The organism is Rhizobium sp. Pop5, assembly GCF_024721175.1.
In the GTDB taxonomy this organism is placed as follows: Bacteria; Pseudomonadota; Alphaproteobacteria; order Rhizobiales; family Rhizobiaceae; genus Rhizobium.
The window spans coordinates 548,019-572,973 of the sequence record NZ_CP099399.1 but is presented as its reverse complement, the minus strand read 5'-3'; the positions used below and the strand labels follow the sequence as shown (position 1 = coordinate 572,973).

At 61.6% G+C, this 24,955-nt stretch carries 25 protein-coding genes; 10 read left to right on the top strand and 15 right to left on the bottom strand.

Annotated elements, in window-relative coordinates:
* Nucleotides 1–16: 16 nt before the first annotated feature.
* Nucleotides 17–1,363, bottom strand: coding sequence for a TldD/PmbA family protein (locus NE852_RS04930; protein WP_008529484.1), 1,347 nt, complete (start codon nucleotides 1,361–1,363; stop codon nucleotides 17–19).
* A gap of 119 nt (nucleotides 1,364–1,482) precedes the next feature.
* Between NE852_RS04930 and NE852_RS04925 the strand changes: the two genes are divergently transcribed.
* From NE852_RS04925 to NE852_RS04915, 3 genes are all read left to right on the top strand, one after another.
* Complete coding sequence (locus NE852_RS04925) at nucleotides 1,483–3,294, top strand: monovalent cation:proton antiporter-2 (CPA2) family protein (protein ID WP_008529486.1); 1,812 nt, start codon at nucleotides 1,483–1,485, stop codon at nucleotides 3,292–3,294.
* A 113-nt stretch (nucleotides 3,295–3,407) separates the two neighbouring features.
* Nucleotides 3,408–3,779, top strand: a complete 372-nt coding sequence (locus NE852_RS04920) for a VOC family protein (protein WP_008529488.1) — start codon at nucleotides 3,408–3,410, stop codon at nucleotides 3,777–3,779.
* Between the two features lie 3 nt (nucleotides 3,780–3,782).
* Nucleotides 3,783–4,262: an EVE domain-containing protein gene (locus NE852_RS04915; protein ID WP_008529490.1), complete on the top strand. Its 480-nt coding sequence runs from the start codon at nucleotides 3,783–3,785 to the stop codon at nucleotides 4,260–4,262.
* On the opposite strand, the gene NE852_RS04910 is transcribed toward NE852_RS04915, so the two are convergent.
* The 3 genes from NE852_RS04910 to NE852_RS04900 are packed head-to-tail and all read right to left on the bottom strand — an operon-like array spanning nucleotide 4,251 to nucleotide 7,697.
* Nucleotides 4,251–5,132, bottom strand: coding sequence for a patatin-like phospholipase family protein (locus NE852_RS04910; protein ID WP_008529492.1), 882 nt, complete (start codon nucleotides 5,130–5,132; stop codon nucleotides 4,251–4,253). The genes NE852_RS04915 and NE852_RS04910 overlap by 12 nt on opposite strands.
* 14 nt (nucleotides 5,133–5,146) lie before the next feature.
* A complete protein-coding gene (gene rsmD, locus NE852_RS04905; RefSeq protein WP_008529494.1) occupies nucleotides 5,147–5,707 on the bottom strand; it encodes a 16S rRNA (guanine(966)-N(2))-methyltransferase RsmD in 561 nt (186 codons plus the stop codon).
* On the bottom strand, nucleotides 5,688–7,697 hold the full coding sequence (locus tag NE852_RS04900; RefSeq protein ID WP_258156242.1) for a pseudouridine synthase: 2,010 nt from the start codon (nucleotides 7,695–7,697) through the stop codon (nucleotides 5,688–5,690). Before NE852_RS04900 ends, rsmD begins: the two co-directional genes overlap by 20 nt.
* Nucleotides 7,698–7,787: 90 nt before the next feature.
* On the opposite strand from NE852_RS04900, the gene NE852_RS04895 reads away from it, so the two are divergent.
* Nucleotides 7,788–8,225, top strand: coding sequence for a nucleoside deaminase (locus tag NE852_RS04895; protein WP_037172284.1), 438 nt, complete (start codon nucleotides 7,788–7,790; stop codon nucleotides 8,223–8,225).
* Nucleotides 8,226–8,273: 48 nt separating this feature from the next.
* Here NE852_RS04895 and NE852_RS04890 read toward each other — a convergent pair whose 3' ends face one another.
* The gene (locus tag NE852_RS04890; protein WP_008529502.1) at nucleotides 8,274–8,903 is read right to left on the bottom strand and encodes a hypothetical protein; all 630 of its coding nucleotides are present in this window, start codon (nucleotides 8,901–8,903) and stop codon (nucleotides 8,274–8,276) included.
* A gap of 131 nt (nucleotides 8,904–9,034) precedes the next feature.
* Nucleotides 9,035–11,941, bottom strand: coding sequence for an isoleucine--tRNA ligase (gene ileS / locus NE852_RS04885; RefSeq protein ID WP_008529503.1), 2,907 nt, complete (start codon nucleotides 11,939–11,941; stop codon nucleotides 9,035–9,037).
* Between the two features lie 354 nt (nucleotides 11,942–12,295).
* Between ileS and NE852_RS04880 the strand changes: the two genes are divergently transcribed.
* The gene (locus tag NE852_RS04880) at nucleotides 12,296–12,559 is read left to right on the top strand and encodes a type II toxin-antitoxin system prevent-host-death family antitoxin (RefSeq protein ID WP_008529504.1); all 264 of its coding nucleotides are present in this window, start codon (nucleotides 12,296–12,298) and stop codon (nucleotides 12,557–12,559) included.
* The gene (locus NE852_RS04875) at nucleotides 12,556–13,014 is read left to right on the top strand and encodes a type II toxin-antitoxin system VapC family toxin (protein WP_008529505.1); all 459 of its coding nucleotides are present in this window, start codon (nucleotides 12,556–12,558) and stop codon (nucleotides 13,012–13,014) included. Before NE852_RS04880 ends, NE852_RS04875 begins: the two co-directional genes overlap by 4 nt.
* 26 nt (nucleotides 13,015–13,040) lie before the next feature.
* On the opposite strand, the gene NE852_RS04870 is transcribed toward NE852_RS04875, so the two are convergent.
* Together NE852_RS04870 and NE852_RS04865 are read right to left on the bottom strand one after the other, a co-directional pair.
* The gene (locus NE852_RS04870; RefSeq protein ID WP_008529506.1) at nucleotides 13,041–14,024 is read right to left on the bottom strand and encodes a bifunctional riboflavin kinase/FAD synthetase; all 984 of its coding nucleotides are present in this window, start codon (nucleotides 14,022–14,024) and stop codon (nucleotides 13,041–13,043) included.
* Between the two features lie 14 nt (nucleotides 14,025–14,038).
* Nucleotides 14,039–14,887: a TIGR01459 family HAD-type hydrolase gene (locus NE852_RS04865; RefSeq protein WP_008529507.1), complete on the bottom strand. Its 849-nt coding sequence runs from the start codon at nucleotides 14,885–14,887 to the stop codon at nucleotides 14,039–14,041.
* A gap of 328 nt (nucleotides 14,888–15,215) precedes the next feature.
* Between NE852_RS04865 and groES the strand changes: the two genes are divergently transcribed.
* Nucleotides 15,216–15,512, top strand: coding sequence for a co-chaperone GroES (gene groES / locus NE852_RS04860; RefSeq protein WP_004675403.1), 297 nt, complete (start codon nucleotides 15,216–15,218; stop codon nucleotides 15,510–15,512).
* Between the two features lie 71 nt (nucleotides 15,513–15,583).
* The gene (gene groL, locus NE852_RS04855) at nucleotides 15,584–17,221 is read left to right on the top strand and encodes a chaperonin GroEL (protein ID WP_008529514.1); all 1,638 of its coding nucleotides are present in this window, start codon (nucleotides 15,584–15,586) and stop codon (nucleotides 17,219–17,221) included.
* A 170-nt stretch (nucleotides 17,222–17,391) separates the two neighbouring features.
* Here the strand turns inward: groL and NE852_RS04850 are convergent, their stop codons facing one another.
* Nucleotides 17,392–17,814 (bottom strand): DUF4279 domain-containing protein, encoded by a 423-nt coding sequence (locus NE852_RS04850; RefSeq protein ID WP_128623565.1) that lies wholly within the window; start codon nucleotides 17,812–17,814, stop codon nucleotides 17,392–17,394.
* A 44-nt stretch (nucleotides 17,815–17,858) separates the two neighbouring features.
* Nucleotides 17,859–18,203, bottom strand: coding sequence for a hypothetical protein (locus tag NE852_RS04845; protein ID WP_008529516.1), 345 nt, complete (start codon nucleotides 18,201–18,203; stop codon nucleotides 17,859–17,861).
* Between the two features lie 596 nt (nucleotides 18,204–18,799).
* On the opposite strand from NE852_RS04845, the gene NE852_RS04840 reads away from it, so the two are divergent.
* Nucleotides 18,800–19,246 (top strand): hypothetical protein, encoded by a 447-nt coding sequence (locus NE852_RS04840; RefSeq protein WP_008529520.1) that lies wholly within the window; start codon nucleotides 18,800–18,802, stop codon nucleotides 19,244–19,246.
* A 104-nt stretch (nucleotides 19,247–19,350) separates the two neighbouring features.
* Here NE852_RS04840 and NE852_RS04835 read toward each other — a convergent pair whose 3' ends face one another.
* Nucleotides 19,351–19,803, bottom strand: a complete 453-nt coding sequence (locus tag NE852_RS04835) for a hypothetical protein (RefSeq protein ID WP_008529522.1) — start codon at nucleotides 19,801–19,803, stop codon at nucleotides 19,351–19,353.
* Between the two features lie 146 nt (nucleotides 19,804–19,949).
* Nucleotides 19,950–20,660, bottom strand: a complete 711-nt coding sequence (locus NE852_RS04830) for a glutathione S-transferase family protein (protein WP_008529524.1) — start codon at nucleotides 20,658–20,660, stop codon at nucleotides 19,950–19,952.
* Between the two features lie 212 nt (nucleotides 20,661–20,872).
* Here NE852_RS04830 and NE852_RS04825 point away from each other — a divergent pair, with 212 nt between their 5' ends.
* A complete protein-coding gene (locus NE852_RS04825) occupies nucleotides 20,873–21,316 on the top strand; it encodes a DoxX family protein (RefSeq protein ID WP_008529526.1) in 444 nt (147 codons plus the stop codon).
* Nucleotides 21,317–21,394: 78 nt separating this feature from the next.
* Here NE852_RS04825 and hisG read toward each other — a convergent pair whose 3' ends face one another.
* From hisG to hisS, 3 genes are all read right to left on the bottom strand, one after another.
* The gene (hisG, locus tag NE852_RS04820; protein WP_008529528.1) at nucleotides 21,395–22,090 is read right to left on the bottom strand and encodes an ATP phosphoribosyltransferase; all 696 of its coding nucleotides are present in this window, start codon (nucleotides 22,088–22,090) and stop codon (nucleotides 21,395–21,397) included.
* Complete coding sequence (locus NE852_RS04815; RefSeq protein WP_008529530.1) at nucleotides 22,087–23,208, bottom strand: ATP phosphoribosyltransferase regulatory subunit; 1,122 nt, start codon at nucleotides 23,206–23,208, stop codon at nucleotides 22,087–22,089. Before NE852_RS04815 ends, hisG begins: the two co-directional genes overlap by 4 nt.
* Before the next feature lie 174 nt (nucleotides 23,209–23,382).
* Nucleotides 23,383–24,906: a histidine--tRNA ligase gene (hisS, locus tag NE852_RS04810; RefSeq protein ID WP_258156240.1), complete on the bottom strand. Its 1,524-nt coding sequence runs from the start codon at nucleotides 24,904–24,906 to the stop codon at nucleotides 23,383–23,385.
* Nucleotides 24,907–24,955: the final 49 nt, after the last annotated feature.

The following is a 24,955-nucleotide window of genomic DNA, read 5'->3' as shown; positions in this document are numbered from 1 at the left end:
TCCCATCAATCCGTTCTCAACGCCCCGCGAGCGTCATGCCTTCGATGGCGAAGGTAGGAGCCGCGACGCCGAACTTGCGGTCGATGTCGTTTGCCAGCGTCAGGCGCATGAACATGTCTTTGAGGTTCGAGGCGATCGTCACCTCGGAAACCGGGAAGGTAAGTTCGCCATTCTCGATCCAGAAGCCGGTGGCGCCGCGGCTGTATTCGCCGGTGATCATGTTGACGCCATGGCCAATCAATTCGGTGACATAAAAACCATTGCCGACGCTGCGGATCAGCTCCTCAGGCGAGATCTCGCCGGGTTCCAGGGCAAGGTTGGTGGAGGAAGGCGAGACTGCGGTGCCGCCGCGCACGCCACGGCCATTGGTCTCGAGGCCGAGTTCACGACCAGTCGAAGTCGAAAGGAACCAATGCTTCAGAACACCGTCCTCGATCATGACAAGCCGCTCGCCCGACACGCCCTCGCCGTCGAAGGGCCGCGAGGAAGGACCGCGCACGATCAACGGATCGTCTGATATCGACAGACCCGATTTCAGCACTTGCTGGCCCATCTTGTCACGCAGGAAGCTGGTCTTGCGCGCGACGGCAGCGCCATTGATCGCGCCGGCGATATGACCGACGAAACCGCGCGCGACGCGCGGGTCGAAGATCACCGTGACGTTCTTGCCCGTCGGCACCTGGCGCGGATTGATGCGTTTGACAACCCGCTCACCGGCGCGGCGGCCGATTTCGGAGGGATCGTCGAGCTCGCCATAGTAGAGGCGGCTATCGAAATCATAGTCGCGCTCCATGCCGGTGCCTTCGCCCGCGATAACGCTGACGGAATGACCGAAACGGGACGCCATGTAGCTGCCCGCAAAACCGTGCGAGGTGGCAAGAACGAGGCCGCCCATGCCGGCCGACGCGCCAGCGCCCGAGGAATTGGTGACACCTTCGACCGCAAGCGCCGCCGCTTCGGCGGCGAGAGCGGCCTCGCGCAGCATCTCGGAGGAGACTTCCGTCGTGTCGAGCAATTGCAGGTCGGGATAGGATTTCGAAAGGTTCGCCTCATCCGCCAGGCAGGCGAAAGGGTCTTCCGGGGAAACCTTCGCCATGGCGACGGCGCGCTCTGCAAGCGCCTGAAGGTCGAAGCCCGGATTGGCCGAAACGCTGGCGACCCGCTTGCCGATGAAGACCCGCAGCGAAAAATCGTCGCTTTCGGAGGATTCCGTGCCCTCGACCTTGCCGAGGCGCACGCTGACCGATTGCGAGCGCGACCGGACGACCACGGCATCGGCGGCATCGGCCCCGGCCTTCCTTGCCAGATCGATCAATTGACTTGCGCGGGAAAGAAGTGTCGAGGAATCGATTTCAGAGGACATGATTTGGCCTTTCCTTCGGCTTCCATTTATTGTGCACTCTCCCAGGCATCAAGGCCGCCGCCGCCGATTCTTTGTCGGGGCTGCCCCGCATCCTCTCCGCCGTCGAAAGAAATTGCAGCATGTCAGCGCCCAATGCCCTTTTTTCCGAAACGATCCTGCTGCTCGGCGGAGCGGTGGTCGCCGCTCCTATCTTCAAGAAGCTCGGGCTCGGCACGGTGCTCGGCTATCTCGCCGCCGGCATCGTCATCGGCCCGATCTTCCACGGCATCACCGACGGCGAACAGATCCTCAACGTCGCCGAGCTCGGTGTCGTCTTCCTGCTCTTCATCATCGGGCTGGAACTGAAGCCCAGCCGCCTCTGGCAGATGCGGCGCGACATCTTCGGTCTCGGCACGGCGCAAGTGGTGGTAACCGGGCTGGCGCTGACCGCGCTTGCCTGGTTTTCCCAAGTCCTCGACTGGCGCGGCAGCATCGTCGCCGGATTTGGCCTGGCGCTCTCTTCGACGGCCTTCGCCATGCAGATCCTGGAGGGCGACGGCGACGTCAACACCAAATATGGCCAGCGCTCCTTCTCGATGCTCTTGTTCCAGGACTTGGCGATCGTGCCGTTGCTGGCGCTGATCACCGTTCTCGACGGCGGTAAGGGGAGCAACGCGCCGCTCACCGATTTCGCCGTCGCGGTCGGCGCGGTCGCGGCGATGATCGTCATGGGGCGCTACCTGCTGACGCCGCTCTTCCAGGTCATCGCCCGGACCGGCGCGCGCGAGGCGATGATCGCCGCCGCCCTCTTCGTGGTGATGGGATCGGCGAGCCTGATGCAGCTTGCCGGGCTTTCGATGGCGATGGGCGCCTTCCTCTCCGGCGTCATGCTGGCCGAATCCTCCTACAGGCACGAACTTGAGGCGGATATCGAGCCCTTCCGTGGCGTGCTGCTCGCCATTTTCTTCATCGCCGTCGGCCTGTCGCTCGAGCTTGATGTCCTCGTCGACAACGCGCTCTTCGTCATCGTCGCCGTGCCGATCGTCATGGCCGTCAAGGCGATCATCATCTACGGCCTCTGCCGGATCTCGGGCTCGCCGCACAATGACGCGATCCGGATTGCTTTCCTGCTGCCGCAGGGCGGCGAATTCGGCTTCGTGCTGTTTACGACGGCAAGCGTCGTCGGGCTGATGTCGACGAGCACGGCGTCGCTGCTGGTCGCAATCGTCACTCTTTCGATGGCGCTGACGCCGATCGGGGCGGCGCTTTCGAAGCGGCTGCTCAACAGCGACGAACGGGAGGAGCTGGACGAGGATTTCGAAGGCGCCGGCGCCGACGTGCTGATGGTCGGCTTTTCACGCTTCGGCCAGATCGCCGCCCAGATCCTGCTTGCCGGCGGGCGCAGCGTCACCGTCATCGATTTTTCGGCGGACCGCATCCGACAGGCCTCCTCTTTCGGCTTCCGCATCTATTTCGGCGACGGCGCCCGCAAGGACGTGCTGCGCTCGGCGGGCATCGATCGGGCGAAGATCGTGCTCGTCTGCACGCAGAAAAAAGAAATCACCGACAAGGTGGTCGAACTGGTGCAGGCCGACTATCCGCACACCACGCTCTACGTACGCTCCTACGACCGCATCCACTCGATCGAACTGCGCAACAAGGGGGTCGATTACGAGCTGCGTGAAACGCTGGAATCGGGCCTGCTCTTTGGGCGGCGGACGCTGGAAGCGCTCGGCGTTTCCGAGGTGGACGCCTACGAAATCGGCGAGGATATCCGCAAGCGCGACGAGGCGCGTCTCGTGCTGCAGGTTTCCGAAGGGCTGCAGGCCGGGCGCGACATGCTATTTTCCCATCCTGTCCGCCCCGAACCGCTGGTCAAGCCGAAACGCGCCGCCGATCCTTTCGAGGACGATCCGCTGGCCGGAACCGTGGATGCGACGGCGGACGCATAAATCAACTTCGGGAAGTGCGAAGCGTGAGCGGATCGAAAGCGGAAAAGCTACTGCCAGAATCTGTCAGCATGTCTCTGTAGAGATCGTCCTGTCCAACAAACAGGAGAACTACCGTGATCGACAGCAACAGCATTCTACTTTTCGTAACCGACGCGACGAAGAGCGCCAGCTTCTATAGCCAACTGCTCGGGCAGGACCCCGTCGATGCCAGCCCGACCTTCGCCATGTTCATCCTGCCTTCGGGTCTGGCGCTCGGACTGTGGGGCAAGGCCGGCGTTGAGCCGGCACCGGCTGCAATGGGCGGGGGCTGCGACGTCGGCTTCAGGGTTGCGACAACGGAGATGGTCGATGAACTTCATGCCGAATGGCAAGGCAAGGGCGCGACCGTCCTTTTGCCGCCGACCAACCTTGATTTCGGCCGTAGCTTTGTTGCAGCCGATCCCGACGGGCATCGCCTGCGCGTCTACAACGTGGCAGAGGGCTGAAACATGTCCCGCAGCTGGATCGCCGTTGCATCAGCAAATCATGTTCGCATCGGGCGCGAAGCGGGGTTCATGCAGGTCTGTCATGGCAAGGCCGCTCCGCTTAAGCGAAGCGCGCCTGGCGACCGCGTGATCTATTATTCGCCGACCGAAACATTTGGCGGCAAGGATCGTCTGCAGGCGTTCACGGCAATTGGCGTGGTCGAGGAAACGCAGGCATATCAGGTAGAAACTCACCCCGGTTTTCGCCCCTGGAGGCGAGATGTCGCTTGGTGGCGGGCCGTGGAAACACCGATCCGGCCGCTCCTCGACCGGCTGTCTTTCACGAGCGATCGGGCAAACTGGGGCTATCGACTGCGCTTTGGTCTCTTCGAAATCGACGATGACGATGGCGACCTCATAGCCGAAGCCATGCTCAGCGAACCGCGCATGCGTGTCGCCCGGAAGTCTATAACGGTTCCCGTGCAAGGTACCTTAGCGCTTTAGTCGCGCTTCGATCTCGCGGTCGAGGGCGAATTTCAGGTCATCCTTGACGCCGACCGACATGGCGAGCACTTCGCGGGCCTTCAGAAAATCCATGACGCCGGTGCGGCCGACCGTCGGGCGCAGGAAGATCTGCGGCTGGCGAAGTTTCAGCTTGAGCGTGATCGCCGTCTGCATCATCAGCTGACCGGAGCCGAAGATGCTCTCCATGCGGTTCGGAATATGCGTGCCGTCGCCTTCCGGTGCGCCGACGACATCGATGCCGACGACGATGTCGGCGAGATCCATGAGGGGTTCATAGGGCACCGGATTGCTGATGCCGCCGTCGATCATCACCCGGCCGCGCAGGCGCACCGGCATGAAGACGGCGGGGATAGCCGAAGAAGCCGCCAGCGCGGGAAACAGCTCGCCCTCTTCGATGATGACTTCGCTCTGCCCGTAATAATCCGTCGTGATGACCTTCATCGGGACCAGCAGATCCTCAAAGCGAGCCGGAAGCTCGGACGGCAGGAAGGCCTTGAGGATACGCTCCAGATTGAACTGGCCGATGCGGATGCCCTTGGCCACCGCATCACGCACCGTTGCCGGCCGCAGGCCCCAGATGCGGGCGACGACGGCCGTCTTGTTGCCGACGGTCGCCAGCGCATGTTCACGAATTTCAGCGCCAGACATGCCGGCCGCCATACCGGCTCCCATGATCGCGCCGATCGACGAGCCCGCGATCGCCACCGGCCGGATGCCGAGTTCGTCCAGCGTCTCGATGACATGTATATGGGAAAGCCCGCGCGCGCCGCCGCCGCCAAAGGCAACCGCGACCGTCGGGAGATCGCTGATCGCAGGCAATTTCGGACTGATGATCTCTGCCTGCTGCACGCCCGCCCCCGCGCTTATTGCGGCTGATATCGGAAGAAATGCACCCTCGTATCCCCAAAGATGCGGCTTTCGAGGAAAACATAGGAAGGATGGACCGAAACGACAACGTCGGCACGCTCTTCGAGCACCGCGATCGCTCCCGGCCGCAGCCAGCCGCCAACGGCGGCCGCAGCCATCGCCTTCTCGCCGAGCCCCTTGCCATAGGGCGGGTCGGCAAAAAGCACGTCGAAGGGTTCGAGATTGCCGACGCTGCCGAGATCGGTCGCATCGCGGCGCAGCATGCGCGTGCGGCCGTGCAGGCCGAGCGCATCGATGTTTTCCCAGAGCAGCGCCCTGCCCTCGACGCTGTTTTCGACGAAGAGCGCATGGCGACAGCCGCGGGAGACGGCTTCAAGGCCGACGGCCCCGGTTCCGGCGAAAAGGTCGAGGATCCGGGTGCCGTCGACGCATTCCGGATAGGCATGGCTCAGAATATTGAACAGGCTCTCGCGCGTCCGATCGGCAGTCGGCCGGATATCGTTGGATTTTGGCACGGCGAGAGGCCGTCCGCGAAACTCACCGCCGACGATCCGCACCGCGCGTCATTCCTTTTCCTTTCGCACCACCTCTGGACGGCCCGCCCGCAGGCCTGTCGCCACCCGGCCTGTCACCCGTCGGCTTACCGGAAAATTTCTTGGGCCCGCCCGGCTTGCCCGCAAAGCCCTTGCCGCGGGGCTTGTCACCCGAAGGCTTGTCGCCGAAGGATCTCTCGCCACGCGGGCGTTCGGAACGGCCCTCGCCGGCAAAGCTTCTGGCGGCGCGGGGACGTTCATCGCCCTCCTCGCGCGGCTTGCGATCGCCGCGCGGCTTGTTGCCGAACGGCCGGTCACCACGCGAAGGACGATCACCGAAAGGCCGGTCGCCACGCGGACGCTCCGAACGAGCCTCACCGGTAGAGGCTCTTGCGGCACGGGGACGCTCGTCACCATCCGCACGCGGCCTGCGATCGCCGCGCGGCTTGTCGCCGAAGGGGCGATCTCCGCGGGAGGGACGATCGCCGAAAGGCCGGTCGCCGCGCGGACGCTCCGAACGGGCTTCGCCGGCGGAGCTTCTGGTGCGCGGGCGTTCGTCACCGCCTTCGCGGGGGCGGCGTTCGCCGCGCGCCGGGCGGTCGCCAAAACCGCGATCTTCACGGGCGGGGCGATCACCGAAAGAGCGCTTGCGACCTGAGCCTTCGCCCTCATCCTTGCGACGGGGCGGCTCGCTCGAGCGAATCCATTCGCCATCCTCTTCGCGCACACGGTTTATCAGCGTGCGCGGCCGATCTTCGATGCGGTCGAAAGCGGCGCTCTTTGCCGGCGCCTGCTCGCCGCGCCGGCGTGCGGTCTGCGCATTCTTGGCGGCTTTCGCGGCCGCCTTTTCACCGAGCGGCCGGGCGCCCGGCGCCATCCAGACATTGACGCTGCGGCGCTGGCCGAGCGGCTGGGCGTGCTTCGGCTTCTCGTCATCCCGGCGACCGCCGTCACGGCGATCGTCATCCCTGCGCCCCCCGCCATGGCGGTCGTCGCGCTTGGTGTCGAGGCGGCTCAGCGCCCGTTCGCGCTTGTCCTCGTCGCGGCGGGGACGCTCGCGCTTCTCAGCCACTGCGGGCTCTGCCTCATCCTCGGCGGCGACAGCCGGTGCATTGTAGATCGGCGCGTCGAAATTCGCCTTGGCTTCCTCGATCAGGCGCGGGCCGAGCTGATCGCGCAGCGTGCGGCCACGCACCTCGATGACATGGCCTTCCGGCAGGTCGCCGAGCTGGAACGGACCATAGGAAATGCGGATCAGCCGATTGACGTCGAGACCGAGCGCACCGAGCACGTTCTTGATTTCGCGGTTCTTGCCTTCTCGAAGGCCCATGGTAATCCAGACGTTCGAGCCCTGAGTACGGTCGAGCGTCGCCTCGATCGAGCCATAGAGCACACCGTCGACGGCGATGCCGTCCTTCAGCTTGTCGAGCGCCTCCTGATCGATCTCGCCATGGGCGCGGACACGGTAGCGTCTCAGCCAGCCGGTCGCAGGCAGCTCGAGCGCACGGGCGAGGCCGCCGTCATTGGTGAGCAGCAGCAGGCCTTCGGTGTTGATGTCGAGGCGACCGATCGACATCACACGCGGCAGTTCTTCCGGCAGGTTATCGAAAACGGTTCGCCGGCCTTCCGGATCGGCATTGGTGGTCACGAGGCCCGCGGGCTTGTGATAAAGCCACAGCCTGGTGCGCTCGATGCCGCGGATCGGCACGCCGTCGACCTCGATGCGGTCGGCAAGCGTCACGTTGACGACGGGGGTTTCGAGAACCATGCCGTTCAGCGTCACGCGGCCTTCCATGATCATGCGTTCGATATCGCGGCGCGAGGCGACGCCGGCGCGCGCCATCACCTTGGAGATGCGTTCAGCCTTGGCCTCGCCATCGGTCTCGGCCGCAGTCGGGCGCGCAGCGGCAGCCTTTGCCGGCTTCGCACTGCCCGCCTTGGGACCGGCTTTCGCCCTGTCATCCCGTGAAAAGGGCTTTGCGCCCGGGCGTTTTGGCTTGTCTTTGGATGTCATTTGTTGTTTGCCTGCCTTTTGGGCCTGTCTATCAGGTCACGCATCTGCGGTTAAGTGGAAATTCTTGCGATCGTGAAGACAAATCGTTTCATGGAGATGGCGCTTGAAGAGGCCCGCGCTGCCGAAGAGCGCGGGGAGGTGCCGATCGGCGCCGTCGTCGTGGTCGACGATATTGCCGTCTCACGTGCCGGAAATCGCACGCGCGAGCTTAAAGACGTCACAGCGCACGCCGAAATCGTCGCCATCCGGCTGGCCTGCGAAACGCTCGGCCAGGAGCGTCTTACTGGCGCCGATATCTACGTGACGCTAGAGCCTTGCACCATGTGCGCGGCAGCCATCTCCTTTGCGCGTATCCGGCGGCTCTATTACGGCGCCGAAGACCCGAAAGGCGGGGCCGTCGACAACGGCGTGCGATTCTATGCGCAGCCGACCTGCCATCACGTGCCGGAGGTCTATTCCGGTTTCAACGAGGTTCAGTCTGCGGACATGCTGAGAAGGTTCTTTTCGCAACGGAGAGAGGAGCCGTAGTCCCCAGCGTCTGTGCGCGGCCTCATGACCGCGCGCTGAGAAAAGCTGCTACTGCAGGAAGCTCCACCAATGATTGCCGGAATTGGCGATCGCGGCATCCTTCTTGCGCTTCTTCTGCTTCTTGAGCTCGGGTTCGCCGAGATCGTCGAGCTTTGCCGGATCGTCGACGGTGCGGTAACCGGTCGGCGGATCGGAGATCGAGCGGCGCTGATCGACATAGGAGCCCTTCTGCAGGGCGCGCGCTTCGCGATAGGCCTGGGTCTGGGCTTCCGTCGTCCGACGGCCGCCTTCGATTGCGGAGCTGGCAAGCGGCGAACGGTAGTTGGGGTTGTTCTCGTTGGCGTCGGCTTCTCCAACCAGGCGAGAGCGGGTATCCTCCGGCGATTCAACCCACTGCGGATTGTCCTTGTTGGCGATCGTCTGCTGCGGCGCCACGAGGGTCTCTCTCTGCCCCTCGGCCGGCATCACCAGCGTCGGGCGTGGCGTATACTTGACGCCCTTGTTCTTCGGGTCCGGTCCGGTCAGCGACACCGACTGGCCGAGGTCGTCGGTCAACTGCTCCATGGCGGTCTTGTCTGTGCCGTAGGTTGGGCTGCTGGCGCAGCTGGACACCAAGGAGCATCCCGCCACGACAACAGACAGGCAGGCGCCCATACGGAACCAATGCGTTGCGAACATGAAAACCCTTCCAGCCACCGGTGCAATCGTCGCCCAACCGGACAACCGTCCCCCTGACGCAAAAATCCGGCCATTTTCAGGCAGCTTTTACCGGATGAACGCCGTAAAGGCAATTCACCCGGTAAATATCTTCAGGCCTGGATGCCGAGTTCGCGCAACGCCGCAGCATCACGCGCCGAAACATCCGGATATTCCGGATCGGAACCGACATCGGTGGTGATGCGCCAGGAACGGGCGCATTTTACGCCTTCGGCGAGCTTGGGAACGACCGCGACTTCCGGCACCTCAGACAGACGGAAGGCGTCGGCCGGGCCGGCGCTCGTCTCGATGGTGATGCCAGAGGTGATGCAGACTTCGCTGAAATCCTGACCCTCGAGCGCCTTGCGCAATTCCGCATCGGCGACATGGACGATGGGGGCCGCCTCCAGCGACGAGCCGATACGCTTGTCCTTGCGCTCAATTTCGAGCGCGCCGGTGACGACGCTGCGGATCGCGCGGATCTTCTTCCACTTTTCGGCCAGCGCGTCGTTGCGCCATTCCTTGGCGACCGGGGCGAACTGCTCAAGATGCACCGAGACGGCCGAGGGATTGCGCGAGAGCCATGCCTCTTCCGTCGTGAAGGGGAGCATCGGCGCAAGCCAGGTCACCATGCAGTCGAAGATCATGCGGATGACATAGAGCGCCGAACGGCGGCGAAGGCTGGAGGGCGCATCGCAGTAGAGCGCATCCTTGCGGACGTCAAAGTAGAAGGCCGAAAGCTCGACATTGGCAAAATCGATCAGTGCACGGGCGATCTTCTTGAAGTCGAAGGCGTCGTAGTTCTCCCGCACGAGCTGATCGAGCTCGGAGAGGCGATGCAGCATCAGCTGCTCCAGCTCCGGCAGATCGGCAAGCGCGATGACCTCGCCCTTGTCGTGCGCCAGCGTGCCCAGCATCCAGCGGATGGTGTTGCGCAGCTTACGATAGGCATCGACATTCGTCTGGATGATCGTCTTGCCGACGCGCAGGTCATCCGCATAGTCAGAGGTCATGACCCAGAGACGCAGGATATCGGCGCCGGCATCCTTCATCACTTCCTGAGGTGCCGTGACGTTGCCCTTCGACTTCGACATCTTCTCGCCCTTCTCGTCCATGGTGAAGCCATGGGTGAGGACGGTGTCGTAAGGAGCGCGGCCACGCGTCGCCGCCGATTCCAGGAGCGAGGAATGGAACCAGCCGCGATGCTGGTCAGAGCCCTCGAGATAGAGATCGGCCGGCCATTTCAGGTCGGGGCGGTCCTCCAGCGTGAAGGTATGGGTCGAGCCCGAGTCGAACCAGACGTCGAGAATATCCATGACCTGCGACCAATTGGCCGGATCATGCTCGTTGCCGAGGAACCGTTCCTTGGCGCCTTCGGCAAACCAGGCATCGGCGCCTTCGGCATCGAAAGCATCGAGGATGCGCTGGTTGACGGCATCGTCCTTGAGAACCTCGCCATGCTCGTCGACGAAGACGCAGATCGGCACGCCCCAGGCTCGCTGGCGGGACAGCACCCAGTCCGGGCGCTGCTCGATCATGGCGCGCAGACGGTTCTGGCCGGCAGCCGGCACAAAACGCGTGTCGTCGATCGCGCTCAGCGCACGGGCGCGCAGCGTCGTTCCGTCGGGCAGCGTCTTGTCCATATAGACGAACCACTGCGGCGTGTTGCGGAAAATGACCGGCTTCTTGGAGCGCCAGGAATGCGGATACTGGTGCTTCAGACGGCCACGGGCAAAGAGCGCGTTGCGCTCGATCAGCGCCTTGATGACGCGGTCGTTGGCATCGCCCTTCTTGCCGTTGTCGTCGATGACGCGCGCCCCTTCCAGGCCGGGAGCGTCCGATGTGTAGAAGCCGCCGTCGTCGACCGGGAACGGGATCTTGGTCTCGATACCACGCGCCTCGATCTCACGGGCATGCGCCATCCAGACGTCAAAGTCCTCGCGGCCATGGCTCGGTGCGGTGTGCACGAAACCGGTACCGGCATCGTCGGTGACGTGATCGCCGTCCAGCAGCGGTACGGCGAACTCGTAACCGTCTCCGAGACCTTTGAGCGGATGCGCGCAGGTGATCCCGGCGAGTTCAGCAGCCGTGACATCGGCGAGACGCTTGTACTGCAGCTTTGCCTTGGCGAAGGACTCCTCAGCCAGCTTGTCGGCAAAGATCAGCTTTTCACCCGGGCGTGGGCCGAAATCGTTCTCGGCGGCCGTCACTTCGTAAAGGCCGTAGGCAACGCGCGAGGAATAGGCAATCGCCCGGTTGCCAGGGATCGTCCAGGGCGTGGTGGTCCAGATGACGATGAAGGCGTCCTTGAGCGCGTCTGAGCCCTTCGCGACCGGGAATTTCACCCAGATCGTGTCGCTCTCATAGTCGTGATACTCGACTTCGGCTTCCGCCAGCGCGGTGCGCTCGACGACCGACCACATGATCGGCTTGGAGCCGCGATAAAGCTGGCCGCTCTTGGCGATCTTCAGGAGTTCGCCGGCGATCCGGCTTTCCGCGTGGAAGTTCATCGTCAGGTACGGGTTTTCGAAATCGCCAACGATGCCGAGGCGCTGGAACTCGCCGCCTTGGACAGCGATCCACTTTTCGGCATAGGCGCGGCACTCGCGGCGGAATTCGATCATCGCCGACGGCTCGGTCAGGTCAGGCTTGGCCTTGCCCTTGGCGCGATAGTTTTCCTCCTCGATCTTCCATTCGATCGGCAGGCCGTGGCAATCCCAGCCGGGCACGTAATTGGCGTCGTAGCCGCGCATCTGGAACGAGCGGTTGATGACGTCCTTGAGGATCTTGTTCAGCGCATGGCCGATATGGATGTTGCCGTTGGCATAGGGCGGGCCGTCGTGCAGGACGAATTTTTCGCGGCCGGCGGCAGAGGCGCGCAGCTTCTTGTAGAGATCCATCTGCTGCCAGCGGGCGACGAGTTCCGGCTCCTTCTGCGGCAGGCCGGCGCGCATCGGGAAATCCGTTTCAGGCAGGTAGAGGGTCTTCGAGTAGTCGATCTTTTCGGCTGTTTCGGTCATGTGTGACAATCGTTTCTGGCGGCCCAGGAAGGGCGCAACGGACATGAAAATAGGTGGCGGCGGAAGCGCCTGCTCGCAAGCGCCGAAATCCCGGACCTCCCGGCCGCTTAGCGCGCGCGGAAGGCCGGGCCGATAATTCGTATCGTGATCGCCAGCCGAAATTTCGTCATAGCGCCGGTTCATAGGCGTTTTTACAGGGAAAAGGAAGAGAAGAATTCGCAGGCGAGCAATCGGCATCGATGACCGGAACTGCCGCCGGCGCCCGCCCTCGTCGAAGAACCGAAGGGCTGGAAAACGCTTGCGGTCTGCGCTATGATCTGACTATCTGACCAGTCTCCATTCAGGATCCAAGGCATGAGAAAAGTCATAGAGCAAAGCTGGAAGCTCGAGGACGCCAAGGCGCGCTTCAGCGAGGTGGTGCGCCGCGCCCGCAGCGAAGGGCCACAACGGGTCACTGTTCGCGGCAAAGACAGCGTCGTGATCATCAGCGTCGAGGAGCTCGAGCAGTTGATCAAGGCCGAACCGAAGAAGCCTTTGGTCGACTTCATGGAGAGCCTTGCCCTTAAGGAACTCGACATCGAACGGGAGAGAGATTACGGCCGGGATGTCGAGCTGTGATCGGATGGCTGCTCGACACGAATGTCATTGCAGCGCTGATCAATCCGAATGGCGCACCCTCCGTCAAATCCTGGGCTGCCGCTCAGGATGAGGAGCAGATGTTCATCAGCGTCCTCACTCTGGCGGAATATGACAAAGGCATCGAAAATCTGCCTGAAGACGACCAGAACCGCTATCGCTATATAGCTGCGCGCGATGCTCTGGAGGAGCGGTTCTCCCAGCGTATTCTCTCGTTGAGCGACAAGGCCGTCAGGCATTGGGGTTCTGTTTCAGGGCGCGTAAAACTGCGAACCGGACACACGCCGCCGGTCATCGACACGATGTTGGCCGTCACTGCAATCGAGCACAATCTCTATTTGGCCACGCGGAATGTCAAGGATAAGCGCTTCTCCGGCGCAGCAGTTTTCGATCCATGGACCAACGATCCGGATCAATTTCCGCTGCGCCGGAAATAATCGAAGTCAGCCACATCAACGGTGGCTCAGGAAAAGCAGAGCTTCCGATCGAGTTCGCCGAGCGGCACGACACCCGCCAGCAGCGCCCTCGCCTCTTCCTCGTCGCGCTTGATCTGGGCGACGAGCGGATCGAGACCGTCGAATTTCAGCTCGGGCCTGAGATAGCCGAAGAAGGACACGGCGCAGAGCTGGCCGTAGAGATCGCCGCCGAAGTCGAAAAGATAGGTTTCCAGCAACGGCGCGCCGTTTTCCGTGACCGTCGGGCGGCGGCCATAGCTTGCGACGGCATCATGGAGCGTTCCGTCCTGGAGGCGGAAGCGGACGGCATAGATGCCGGCGGCGAGTTCGGCTTCCGGCGGCAGGCGCATGTTGGCTGTGGGAAAACCGAGCTGCCGGCCGAGCTTTTCGCCGTCGATTACTTCGGCCTCGACAGTATAGCGGTAACCCAGCATGCCGGCGACTTCGCTGACATTGCCGTCCTTCAGGAGCGCACGGATGTGGCTCGAAGAAACCACGTCGGCGTTTTCGTCACGGAAAGCGTCGATCAGGGTGACGCCGAAGCCATAGGTCTGGCCGGCATTCATGAGGAAGGCCGGACCGCCCTCGCGGCCGCGGCCGAAATGGAAATCAACGCCGGTGACGACTTCGGAAGCGCCGAGCCAGTCTTTCAGGATCGAATGGATGAAATCCTCGGCCGAGCGCTGCGAGAATTCGTAGTCGAAAGGATATTCGATGACGGCATTGAAACCGAGCGTTTCCAGGATCCGGGCCTTGAGGGGCGCCGGCGTCAGGCGGAAGACCGGCGTCTGCGGCCGGAAGACCGTGCGCGGATGCGGCTCGAAGGTCAATACCAGGGCGGGAATGCCGCGCGCTTTGGAAATTTCCAGCGCGCGGTTCAGCACTGACTGGTGGCCGCGGTGTACGCCGTCGAAATTGCCGATGGCGATCACCCCGCCTCTGAGATGGGCGGGCAAGGGATCCCGGGTTTCATTGCGGTGGAAGACGGTCATCGGCTGGCTTCTCTTTATGCAAGGCGCGGCATCCACCACCTCGGCGTCGCCTTTTCGCGTTCGAGATAGGCGTTGAGGATTGCCTCGTCGGTCTCGCCGTTGAGGGTGTATTCCTTGGCGTGGATACCCCCGCTGATGTAGAGAAGGTCGAGCCCGTAATTCAAGGCGCCGCGCACATCCGTCGGCATGCCGTCGCCGATCGCCAGCACACGCTCGGTCGGGAAATCGCCGCGAAGCTCGCGGGCGGCCGCAAGCGTCGCCTCGTAGATCGGCCGGTGCGGCTTGCCTGCGATGCGGCTCTTGCCGCCGAGCTGCTCGTAATAGGCGGCCATGGCGCCGGCGCAGGGGATGATGCGGTGGCCGCGCTCGACGACGAGGTCGGGATTGGCGCAGATCATCGGCACATCACGCGCCTGGAAATCCAGAAGCATGTCGGTGTAATCCTCCGGCTTCTCGGTCTCATCATCGAAGAAGCCGGTGCAGACGAGCGACTGCGCTTCGCCTGCCGGTCGACGCTCGACGCCAATGCCTTCGAGAAGCGCCTTGTCGCGCTCGGGACCGAGCAGAAAGACCGTCTTCGGCCCTTCGGCAATCAGCCCGCGCGTGACGTCACCCGACGTAACGATCCGGTCATAGGTGCTGTCGGGAACGCCGATGTGACGCAGCTGCTCGACCACCTGCCAGGAAAGGCGCGGAGAATTGGTGATCAGCACGACCGCCAGACCACTCTTGCGCGCCGCCTGAAGGGCCGCTGCGGCCTTCGGGAACGGATCAACGCCATTGTGAACGACGCCCCAGACGTCGCAGAGCACCACATCATAGTGATCTGTGATTTCCGAGAAGGTTTCTATCCGCCTGGCCATTCCGATTTCCCGATTTGCTTCAGTCACCGGTGACATTGCAAAGGCGCAACGCGATGGCAAGGCATTTTCTTCGCTGCCGGCAATGCGAAGCTCTTGAACCGCAATCCGACAAGCAGGGATATCGGCCGCGGCACGGTTTCAGTCGGAATCTCCGATAATTCGCCGCCTCTTCACAATTCCGGCACAAAAATTCGTGATTGCTCTCATTGACTCCTCTCGGAGCCATCCCTAAATGCTCGAGCGCTAGCACTCACTATAGAGGAGTGCTAACACTTATCCATGTGGACCGCTCCGGTCCGCGAATGTCATTCGATCGAGGGATTAGACAATGGCAAGCACCAATTTCCGTCCGCTTCACGACCGCGTCGTCGTTCGTCGCGTCGAGTCCGAAGAGAAGACCAAAGGCGGCATCATCATTCCCGATACCGCCAAGGAAAAGCCCCAGGAAGGCGAAATCGTCGCCGTCGGCTCCGGCGCTCGTGACGAGTCCGGCAAGGTCGTCGCGCTCGACGTCAAGGCTGGCGACCGCGTCCTGTTCGGCAAGTGGTCCGGCACCGAAGTCAAGATCAACGGCGAAGACCTTCTGATCATGAAGGAAGCCGACATCATGGGCATCATCGGCTGATCGGCCGACCCGCTTTCCCGAAATGACTGACGGGCTTTTGCCCGAACAAATCGAATTCAGGAGTCACAAACATGGCAGCTAAAGAAATCAAGTTTGGCCGCACCGCGCGCGAAAAGATGCTGCGCGGCGTCGACATTCTCGCCGATGCAGTGAAGGTCACGCTCGGCCCGAAGGGCCGTAACGTCATCATCGACAAGTCCTTCGGTGCGCCGCGCATCACCAAGGACGGCGTTTCGGTCGCCAAGGAAATCGAACTCGAAGACAAGTTCGAAAACATGGGCGCCCAGATGGTCCGCGAAGTTGCTTCGAAGACCAACGACATCGCTGGCGACGGCACGACGACCGCAACCGTTCTTGCCCAGGCGATCGTTCGCGAAGGCGCCAAGGCCGTTGCCGCCGGCATGAACCCCATGGACCTGAAGCGCGGCATCGATCTCGCCGTTGCCGAAGTCGTCAAGGATCTCCAGGCCAAGGCCAAGAAGATCAACACCTCGGAAGAAGTCGCCCAGGTCGGCACGATCTCCGCAAACGGCGAGCGTCAGGTCGGTCTCGACATTGCCGAAGCCATGCAGAAGGTCGGCAACGAAGGCGTCATCACGGTTGAAGAAGCCAAGACCGCCGAAACCGAACTCGAAGTCGTCGAAGGCATGCAGTTCGACCGCGGCTACCTCAGCCCCTACTTCGTGACCAACCCGGAAAAGATGATCGCCGATCTCGAAGACGTCTTCATTCTCCTCCACGAGAAGAAGCTTTCGAACCTGCAGTCGATGCTCCCGGTTCTCGAAGCCGTCGTCCAGACCGGCAAGCCGCTCCTCATCATCGCTGAAGACGTCGAAGGCGAAGCTCTTGCTACGCTCGTCGTCAACAAGCTGCGCGGCGGCCTCAAGATCGCAGCCGTCAAGGCTCCTGGCTTCGGCGACCGCCGCAAGGCCATGCTGGAAGACATCGCCATCCTGACCGGCGGCACCGTCATCTCCGAAGATCTCGGCATCAAGCTCGAAAGCGTCACGCTCGACATGCTCGGCCGTGCCAAGAAGGTTTCGATCTCCAAGGAAAACACCACGATCGTCGACGGTTCGGGCGCCAAGTCCGACATCGAAGGCCGTGTTGCCCAGATCAAGGCTCAGATCGAAGAAACCACCTCCGACTACGACCGCGAGAAGCTGCAGGAACGCCTTGCCAAGCTCGCCGGCGGCGTTGCCGTCATCCGCGTCGGCGGCTCGACGGAAGTCGAAGTGAAGGAAAAGAAGGACCGCATCGACGACGCCCTCAACGCGACGCGCGCTGCCGTTCAGGAAGGCATCGTACCGGGCGGCGGCGTTGCCCTGCTCCGTTCTTCCGTCAAGATCACCTCCAAGGGTATCAACGACGACCAGGAAGCCGGCATCAACATCGTTCGTCGCGCTCTGCAGGCTCCGGCTCGCCAGATCGCTGAAAACGCTGGCGACGAAGCTTCGATCGTCATCGGCAAGATCCTCGACAAGGATCAGGACAACTGGGGTTACAACGCCCAGACCGGCGAATATGGCGACATGATCGGCATGGGTATCATCGACCCGGTTAAGGTCGTTCGCACCGCCCTTCAGGATGCCGCTTCCGTTGCATCGCTGCTGATCACCACCGAAGCCATGATCGCCGAACTGCCGAAGAAGGACGCTCCGGCTATGCCGGGCGGCATGGGCGGCATGGGTGGAATGGACATGATGTGATAGGCGAAAGCCTTCACTGACTACCCATTCCGGCATCCGGAATAGGAAGGGCGGCCCACGGGTCGCCCTTTTCTTTGGCGGCCAGTCTTTTATCCCGAACGCTTGCCCTTCGCCGACAGCCTCCGTTCGGCGTTCTAATTCAGCTCTGGAAATCTGTGAGGAACCGAACTTCAATCTTCATCCACTGACACCGTCAATTGTATATCTAGACCGGCGTCCGATACTGATGCGATATCCGTGTTGTGGAGCTTTACCGTATATCCCGCATCCGACATATCTCGACTGATACATACGAAAATGTCCGCATAACCACTTTCTATGCCTGGTAATGATAGGACACCTGGAAAATTCCTTCCGAGCGCATTTACGAGTCTATTTAGCGCTTCACTCACATCGTAATTTGAAAGCGCAGCCGATAGCGTCCACATACCTGTTCGTGCACGCGCTGTCGCACCACTGGCTAAAGATCTTTCCTCGCCAGCTTTCCACTGCGCCTCAGGATTGACACCCAGGAACTGCGTCACGCTGGCCGGATCAAGATTGTCACCGTGGAAATATACGGAAACTGATCCAATCACTTTCGATTTCGTCATCTGGGTTTCCGATCACTTCGCCGGCTGGATTGACAATACTGCGTTTAGCCTAAGGTTTGATTTCTCGATGCCTGGAGGGAGTTCTTCTTGATCCTCGGAAAACCGACCACGGAAAGAAATGCCTTTAGGGCGTTCTGCGCTACGGGTCTGATACGCATTGCGCATCCTGACTGAATATATTCAGCCTCACTTTGGAAGTGACGCGTCTCATTGCTGATCCCTTCCAACATCCGACCGAGCGCATCTACAGCTACCTTCTCCTCTTCCGTGATCACGCCGTTTAGCGTCACCACCGAAGCCATGATCGCCGAACTGCCGAAAAAGGACGCTCCGGCTATACCGGGCGGCATGGGCGGTATGGACGTGATGTGATAGGCCAAAGCCTGCACTGACGATCATTCCGGCATCCGGAACAGGAAGGGCGGCCCTTGAGGTCGCCCTTTTTCTTTACCGAAAGCGATTCGATCCCTTGCGCGCGATTTTATGGCGTCAGCTGCCTTTTCCTGTCGGCAAGCTTTTGTGAGGCTTGCGTCGCCGCGCATTTCTTAGCCTGCGAACGGATGCAGGAGATCACGGTGTGGCGGCAGGTTTACCAGCCGATCCTGGAGCGGAAACGTTTGCAACGCGCAGAAAAGATGGTTTCCGGGACCGGTTCCTACGACATAATCCAGAAATGCGGGCTTCTCATGAGAGGGCGCTAATCTTAACGCCCCCTTAAAAAGCCGTTGCCGTTTGTTCAAAAGTTCTTATAAATCCGCGCTGTAATTGAGGCGTGCCCGGCGATAATATTCTTCATTTGACGAAGCCGGAACGCGAACGACCATGCGAGAACATTCGGCTTCGAAAGTTTCCGGTTTCGGCGGCTCGATGGCTGGTTGCGATCGTCAGATGCAAGCGCGGGCATCATGCCCGCGGCTCTATGATCCTGTTTCTTTGTGTTTGCCGAGCGTGCGGCGGAGGAGCCGCATCCGAACTGGGGAACGCCTTGTTTAAGATTGCCAAAGCCAAAGCAGCCGCACCCTTGATGCGCAGCTCGCTGAACGACAACAATCAGAACCATGAGATGCTGGCGCAGTTTTCCGTTTCCGAAGCCTGGAACGGAGATTTTTCGAGCGGTTTGATCCGTCTCGGCGAATGGAGCGCGATGCTGCACGGCCTCTCGGCACCGGAATGCGGACTGCTGAGCTTGGTACGCTGTTACGACACCAGGGATCGCAGCCGCGTGCTGGAACTCTTCGAGCAGGCGGCGACGCTCTGCTCTTCCTTCTGTTTTTCAACGACGATCATCATGCCGAACGGCCTCCGGCAGCCGCTCTTCTGCATGGGCGAGTCGAACGGGCTCGAGCAAAAATACAGCGGCAGCATGTCCGGCGTCTTCATCTTTCCGCGCTTCAAGCTCGAAGGCACAAGCCAGATCACAAGCCGGCGATAGAAGCACCCAACTGATGTGGAGGATCAGCGCGGCAGATTGATAGCGAGCCAACAGACATCGTATAGCGTAGTAGGCGTCTCGATGGGATGAAGAGCTACCGACTACTACAGCTCACCGCCGACCCATAGTCGCGACGGGGGCCTCTCGATAAGCGCCGGGTTGCCCACGCGCACTGACCGTGCCCTTCGCAGCAAGCCTTTCCTTGCCCTGGTGTATCGCTGACAAAACAGCGCACCGAATTCGGCTTGGGCCTCGCCAGCCTCAACGCAAATAGCATCCCATTTACGCCCTTCAAGCGTGATGAAGCCGTCCCAAGCTATCGCATACATCGTTATCGCCTCAGTCGACGCGACACTATTCTTGGCGGCTTGAACACCATCTTCGAGCCTGTCCGTGGCAAAGCGGGAGAGCTTTTTTTGACCCTCTGGGCCCACTAGCATTGTAAAAGGAATAAGCGGACCCCCGCCATTTTCAATACTTGCGAAGCCGTGGTCAATGGCAAGAAAGAAAAAGTCAGCGAAGGCTTGGGATGGACTGAAGTTGTTCATGTTCTGCATTCCGGGCTTCTGTGTCGGCTGACAAGATTTTTAAAGCTCTCTCCTTGATGACGCGAAACGCGAAACAGTAAAATTTTATTGATTCAACATTTTTGTTAGTGGCCGCTCGCGAGGGCGGCCTTTCGCATTTTTCGACGTACTATGCGTTACTCCGGCTTGACCGGAATGTTGAGGCCCCTGGCGCTTGCCGGGCGGGCGATGCAGCGCTCCAGCCAATCCGAAACGGCGGGAAATTTCGCATATTCGAGAATCTCGCGGCCGCCATAGAAGATGTCGGCGCCGCGAACCCAGGTGAAGGTGGTGATATCGGCGATCGTGTAGAGATCGCCCATGATCCACTGGCGACCTTTCAGCCTGCCTTCGAGGACGCCGAGCAGGCGTTTGGATTCGTCGCGATAGCGCTCCACCGGATAGGAGTTGTTGGCGACCTTATCGGCGGCGAACTTGTGGAAATGCCCGAACTGACCGAACATCGGGCCAATGCCCGCCATCTGGAAAAACACCCATTGGATGCATTCATAGCGGCCGGCGGCATCGGCAGGGATCAGCTTGCCTGTCTTCTCCGCGAGATAAAGCAGGATTGCACCGGATTCGAAAAGGCCGATCGGTTTTCCGTCCGGCCCATTCGGATCGATGATCGCCGGGATGCGGCCGTTCGGGTTGAGAGATTCGAATTCCGGCGACTTCTGCTCGTTGGCGGCGAAGGAAACATAATGCGGCTCATAGGCGAGCCCGAGTTCTTCGAGGGCGACCGAAACCTTCACGCCGTTCGGCGTCTGCAGGGAATAGAGCTGGATGATATCGGGGTTTTTCGCCGGCCAGCGTTTCGTGATCGGAAATGCGGAAAGATCTGCCATCGGATTCTCCATGTTATCAGCCGACCATATGAGACAGGACTCGGCCAAGGCAAGCCACGGCTGATGCAACGTCGTTTCATATTATTGAACGAAGCGTCTGCTTCCGTTTATCTTTCCATAACGGCAGAAAAAGGCGAGATAGAAGGCATCAGAGGTCCAACCGGTGCCGGGGCACCAAGATCTCCAGAGCCATTCAAACGGAGACAACGTCCATGTCGAACGCCAACAATGTCATCATCCTGATCGCCCGCATCCTTCTTTCCTTCATGTTTATCTTCGCCGGCTTCGGCAAGGTCACCGATCCGGCTTCCACCGCCGGCATGATCGCCGGCGCCGGCCTTCCGGCCTCCACCGCGCTCACCTATCTCGCCGGTCTCTTCGAACTCGCAACCGGCATTGCCGTGCTCGTCGGCTTCCAGGTCCGCATCGTCGGCTGGCTGCTTGCCGCCTTCTGCGTCTTCACCGGCTTCGTCTTCCACTTCTCGCCGATCAACGTTCCGGATTTCCCGGCTGCCGCAAACGCCTGGCTCAGCGGCCTGAACTTCGTCAACTTCCTGAAGAACATCACGCTCGCCGGCGCCTACATCATGCTCGCAACCAATGGCGCAGGCGCCTACTCGCTCGACGCCCGCCGTGGTGCCTACGCAGCCGCCTGACAGCAGTCGATATCCTCCCAGACATGCAAAACCCGCCGTCATCCGACGGCGGGTTCTTTTATGCCTCAATGACCGGGATCAGAGGGCGGCGCGTACCGCCTCGATGATCGCCTGCACGGTCGGCTCGGCCGCATGGCTCTCCTTGCGGGCGCGCACGAGGCAGGCCTGCGAATGCAGGATGACGCCGTCCTGCAGCACCTTCAAATGGTTGGCGCGCAGCGTCGAGCCGGTGGAGGTGATATCGACGATGATATCGGCCGAACCGGAAGCAGGAGCGCCTTCGGTCGCGCCGAGGCTTTCGACGATGCGATAAAGCTGGATGCCGTGCTGGCTCGAAAAGAACTGCTGGGTCAGCCGCCAGTATTTGGTGGCGATGGCGAGGCGCCGGCCGTGGCGTGCGCGGAAATCGGCGGCGACATCGCCGAGATCGGCCATCGTCTCGACATCGAGCCAGATTTCAGGCACGGCAACGACGACATCGGCATGGCCGAAGCCGAGGCGAGCGCAGAATTCGACGCGCTTGTCGACTTCGGCAAAACCTTCCCGCATCAGATCTTCACCGGTGACACCGAAATCAACGGTGCCGTTGCCGAGTTCGCGGGAGATTTCAGAAGCCGAGAGGAAGGCGATCTCGACATCGTCCCAGCCTTCGACACGGCCGCGATAGGACCGGTCGTTGCCGACGGCCGTTATCGGCATGCCGGCGCGCTCGAAGATCGCCGAGGCGTCGTCCTTCATCCGGCCCTTGGAAGGAAGCGCGATCGTGACGGTCATGCGGCAGCCCTTTCGGTTTCGATGCGGTCGAGCCAGAAGGAGAAGCCGACGGCCGGAATGCGATCCGTCGCACCAAGGAAAGTGAGCAGCCGGTCGAAGCGGCCGCCGCCGGCCAGAACCGCGGCCGAGCCCTCCACCGTTACCTCGAAGACGAGGCCGGTATAATAATCGAGAGGCCGTCCGAAGGCGGCGCGGTAACTTAGGCCGGAAAGATCGACACCCGCATTCGCAAGCGCTGCGACGCGGCCGTTGAAGCGGGAAAGCGCGTTGCCGAGTTTCAGACCGGCGGCATCGGCAAAGCCGGCAAGGGCCGCAGAAGCGTTGACGAGCGGCACGTCGAGCGACAGGAACTCTTCCAAGACATGGAAGGCCGCGTCATCCAGGCGCGTTTCGGAGAGGATGAGCTTTTCCTTGAGCCTGCGGGCGATCTCCAGCGGCGAGCGGCTGGCATTGGTCGAGTAGCCCGTTGCCTGCATCTCCTGCTCGAGATGGGCGACCAGCGCCTGTTCATCGCCTGAGGCAACAATCCTGGCGATATCATCGTCGAGCCCGGTGACGAATTGTGGGCTGACGAGGCTCGCAAGCAGCGCCTCCAGCTGCGTCATGTTGCCGAAGGCATGGATCAGGCGCTTCTGCCAGCCGAGCGGCAGGCCGAGAGCCTGAACGACAGCCTCGAACACTGCCTGATCGCCAAGCGTCACCGACAGGCGCCGGCCCGGCAGCAGGCGGGCGAGAATGCCGGTGGCGTCGCCGATGGCGCGGGCGTCGGCGGTTGCGATGTTGATGTCACCCAGATCCTCGATGCCGGCCTGGTAGAATTCATTGGCGCCGTCACGGCGCTGACGGAAAACTTCGCCGAGATAGGCATAACGCTTCGGCGTGCCCGTCGCGGTTTCGATATGGCGCAGACAGACGGGAATGGTGAATTCGGGCCGCAGGCAGAGGCTGGCGCCGGTTTCGCTCTCCGTCATGAAGATACGCCGGCGCAGATCCTCGCCGGCGATATCGAGGAAGGGCTCGGCCGGCTGAATGACCGGCGTGTCGATGCGCTCGGCGTTGCGCGCGGCAAATTCAGCAAGTAGGTCGTTTGAGAATTCGGGGAGGTTGATCAGGGGCATTGGGCTGCTCCTGGGACAAAACTCCTCCCCAACCCCTCCCCACAAGGGGGAGGGACTAACTCGGAGCACGCATCCGGGGAAATCAGAATCGTTGTCGATGAAGCGATCGCCGGATTAGGCAGGGCGGCGCCACTCGGAGCCCCTCCCCCTTGTGGGGAGGGGTTAGGGAGGGGTCTACTGCGCATTGCCAGCCCTCTTCCGATCCTCCGCCTGCGCGGCAAGAATTTCCCTCACCTTCGCCACAAGATCGGCCTCCGGCACCGTCTCCTGCGCGACACGCGCTTCGCGCCAGCTGGCATTGTCCTCGATTTCGCCGGAGAGCCGCTTGCCTTCGATCAGGTCCTTGATCTGCACGACGCCCTCTGCGCGCTCGTCGCCGCCCTGGATGATGGCGACGGGGCAGCCGCGGCGGTCGGCATATTTCAGCTGGTTGCCGAATTTCTTCCAGTTGCCCTGGAACATCTCGGCGCGAATGCCGGCGGCGCGCAGTTCCTGCGTCATCTTCTGATAGCGGCCCATCGCCTCGACGTCGCCGTCCATCACGGTGACCAGCACCGGCTCGATGACTTCGCTCGCGCCGAGCTTGCCGAGGTTCTTCAGCGCCGTCATCAGCCGCGAGACGCCGATCGAAAAGCCGGTTGCCGGAACCGGCTGGCCCATGAAACGGGAAACGAGGCCATCGTAACGCCCGCCGCCGCCGACCGAACCGAAGACGACTTTCTCGCCCTTCTCATTGGTCACGTCGAAGAGAAGCTCGGCCTCATAGACCGGGCCGGTATAATATTCGAGGCCACGCACGACCGAGGGGTCGATCTTGATGCGGTCGGCGCTGTAACCGGCGCTCGTGACGAGCGCCCCGATGAAATTCAGCTCCTCGACGCCTTCGACACCCTTGGAGGTTCCGGCGACAAGTTCGGCAAGGCTTGCTGCACTTTCGGCATAATTCTTGATCCCGACAAAGAACAGCACCTTGTCGATCTGCTCCTGGTTGAGACCGGCACCCTTGGTGAAGTCACCGGATTCATCTTTACGGCCGGAACCTAAGAGCAGCGAGACACCGTCCGGCCCGAACTTGTCGAGCTTATCGATAGCGCGCAGCACGTTGAGCCGCTGACCCGCCTTGTCGTCGCCGCCGAGACCAATCGCCTCCAGCACGCCGTCGAGAACCTTGCGGTTGTTGACGCGGATGACGTAGTCGCCGCGCTTGATGCCGAGGGCTTCGAGAGTGTCGGCCATCATCATGCACATTTCCGCGTCCGCCTGAACGCCCGGCGCGCCCACCGTATCGGCATCGAACTGCATGAACTGGCGGAAGCGGCCCGGGCCTGGTTTCTCGTTGCGGAAAACGTAGCCGGCGCGATAGGTGCGGTAGGGAAGCTGGATCTCGTTGAAATTTTCGGCGACATGACGGGCGAGCGGCGCCGTCAGGTCATAGCGCAGCGACATCCATTGCTCGTCATCGTCCTGCAGCGAAAAGACGCCTTCGTTCGGCCGGTCGCTGTCGGGCAGGAACTTGCCCAGCGCATCGGTATATTCGAACAGCGGCGTTTCGACAGGATCGAAACCATAATGCTCATAGACTTCCCTGATCTTTGCCGTCATCTCGTTGACGGCGCGGATATCGCCGGCCGCACGGTCGACGAAGCCGCGCGGCAGGCGGGCCTTGAGCTTTTGCGGTTTCTTCTGCTTGTCGTTCATTTCCGGGAATTCCGCTGACTGTGACAGTGGCGGTTTCCTAACCGATCGG

Excerpts from the sequence above, each read along its gene's own strand:
- NE852_RS04930 (WP_008529484.1), bottom strand. The coding sequence starts at position 1,363 with ATGTCCTCTGAAATCGATTCCTCGACACTTCTTTCCCGCGCAAGTCAA.
- NE852_RS04925 (WP_008529486.1), top strand. The coding sequence starts at position 1,483 with ATGTCAGCGCCCAATGCCCTTTTTTCCGAAACGATCCTGCTGCTCGGC.
- NE852_RS04915 (WP_008529490.1), top strand. The coding sequence starts at position 3,783 with ATGTCCCGCAGCTGGATCGCCGTTGCATCAGCAAATCATGTTCGCATC.
- NE852_RS04900 (WP_258156242.1), bottom strand. The coding sequence starts at position 7,697 with ATGACATCCAAAGACAAGCCAAAACGCCCGGGCGCAAAGCCCTTTTCA.
- NE852_RS04895 (WP_037172284.1), top strand. The coding sequence starts at position 7,788 with ATGGAGATGGCGCTTGAAGAGGCCCGCGCTGCCGAAGAGCGCGGGGAG.
- NE852_RS04890 (WP_008529502.1), bottom strand. The coding sequence starts at position 8,903 with ATGTTCGCAACGCATTGGTTCCGTATGGGCGCCTGCCTGTCTGTTGTC.
- ileS (WP_008529503.1), bottom strand. The coding sequence starts at position 11,941 with ATGACCGAAACAGCCGAAAAGATCGACTACTCGAAGACCCTCTACCTG.
- NE852_RS04880 (WP_008529504.1), top strand. The coding sequence starts at position 12,296 with ATGAGAAAAGTCATAGAGCAAAGCTGGAAGCTCGAGGACGCCAAGGCG.
- NE852_RS04870 (WP_008529506.1), bottom strand. The coding sequence starts at position 14,024 with ATGACCGTCTTCCACCGCAATGAAACCCGGGATCCCTTGCCCGCCCAT.
- NE852_RS04865 (WP_008529507.1), bottom strand. The coding sequence starts at position 14,887 with ATGGCCAGGCGGATAGAAACCTTCTCGGAAATCACAGATCACTATGAT.
- groES (WP_004675403.1), top strand. The coding sequence starts at position 15,216 with ATGGCAAGCACCAATTTCCGTCCGCTTCACGACCGCGTCGTCGTTCGT.
- groL (WP_008529514.1), top strand. The coding sequence starts at position 15,584 with ATGGCAGCTAAAGAAATCAAGTTTGGCCGCACCGCGCGCGAAAAGATG.
- NE852_RS04850 (WP_128623565.1), bottom strand. The coding sequence starts at position 17,814 with ATGACGAAATCGAAAGTGATTGGATCAGTTTCCGTATATTTCCACGGT.
- NE852_RS04835 (WP_008529522.1), bottom strand. The coding sequence starts at position 19,803 with ATGCAGAACATGAACAACTTCAGTCCATCCCAAGCCTTCGCTGACTTT.
- NE852_RS04830 (WP_008529524.1), bottom strand. The coding sequence starts at position 20,660 with ATGGCAGATCTTTCCGCATTTCCGATCACGAAACGCTGGCCGGCGAAA.
- NE852_RS04825 (WP_008529526.1), top strand. The coding sequence starts at position 20,873 with ATGTCGAACGCCAACAATGTCATCATCCTGATCGCCCGCATCCTTCTT.
- hisG (WP_008529528.1), bottom strand. The coding sequence starts at position 22,090 with ATGACCGTCACGATCGCGCTTCCTTCCAAGGGCCGGATGAAGGACGAC.
- NE852_RS04815 (WP_008529530.1), bottom strand. The coding sequence starts at position 23,208 with ATGCCCCTGATCAACCTCCCCGAATTCTCAAACGACCTACTTGCTGAA.
- hisS (WP_258156240.1), bottom strand. The coding sequence starts at position 24,906 with ATGAACGACAAGCAGAAGAAACCGCAAAAGCTCAAGGCCCGCCTGCCG.